The organism is Streptomyces sp. NPDC059355, assembly GCF_042752335.1.
In the GTDB taxonomy this organism is placed as follows: domain Bacteria; phylum Actinomycetota; class Actinomycetes; order Streptomycetales; family Streptomycetaceae; genus Streptomyces.
In genome coordinates this window covers 1-1,077 of the sequence record NZ_JBHYXN010000126.1, presented here as the reverse complement: position 1 = coordinate 1,077, position 1,077 = coordinate 1, and the positions used below count along the sequence as shown (strand labels likewise).

1 rRNA gene is annotated in these 1,077 nt (G+C 55.1%); it reads left to right on the top strand.

Annotation, left to right across the window (positions count from 1 at the left end):
* Window positions 1-1,077 (top strand): 16S ribosomal RNA (locus ACFXGI_RS38820); the annotation flags it as partial.

Here is a 1,077-nt window from a genome sequence, read left to right as displayed (position 1 = left end):
CCACTTACAGATGGACCCGCGGCGCATTAGCTAGTTGGTGAGGTAACGGCTCACCAAGGCAACGATGCGTAGCCGACCTGAGAGGGTGATCGGCCACACTGGGACTGAGACACGGCCCAGACTCCTACGGGAGGCAGCAGTAGGGAATCTTCCGCAATGGACGAAAGTCTGACGGAGCAACGCCGCGTGAGTGATGAAGGCTTTCGGATCGTAAAGCTCTGTTGTTAGGGAAGAACAAGTGCCGTTCAAATAGGGCGGCACCTTGACGGTACCTAACCAGAAAGCCACGGCTAACTACGTGCCAGCAGCCGCGGTAATACGTAGGTGGCAAGCGTTGTCCGGAATTATTGGGCGTAAAGCGCGCGCAGGCGGTTTCTTAAGTCTGATGTGAAAGCCCCCGGCTCAACCGGGGAGGGTCATTGGAAACTGGGAAACTTGAGTGCAGAAGAGGAAAGTGGAATTCCATGTGTAGCGGTGAAATGCGTAGAGATGTGGAGGAACACCAGTGGCGAAGGCGACTTTCTGGTCTGTAACTGACGCTGAGGCGCGAAAGCGTGGGGAGCGAACAGGATTAGATACCCTGGTAGTCCACGCCGTAAACGATGAGTGCTAAGTGTTAGGGGGTTTCCGCCCCTTAGTGCTGCAGCTAACGCATTAAGCACTCCGCCTGGGGAGTACGGTCGCAAGACTGAAACTCAAAGGAATTGACGGGGGCCCGCACAAGCGGTGGAGCATGTGGTTTAATTCGAAGCAACGCGAAGAACCTTACCAGGTCTTGACATCCTCTGACAACCCTAGAGATAGGGCTTCCCCTTCGGGGGCAGAGTGACAGGTGGTGCATGGTTGTCGTCAGCTCGTGTCGTGAGATGTTGGGTTAAGTCCCGCAACGAGCGCAACCCTTGATCTTAGTTGCCAGCATTCAGTTGGGCACTCTAAGGTGACTGCCGGTGACAAACCGGAGGAAGGTGGGGATGACGTCAAATCATCATGCCCCTTATGACCTGGGCTACACACGTGCTACAATGGACGGTACAAAGAGCTGCAAGACCGCGAGGTGGAGCTAATCTCATAAAACCG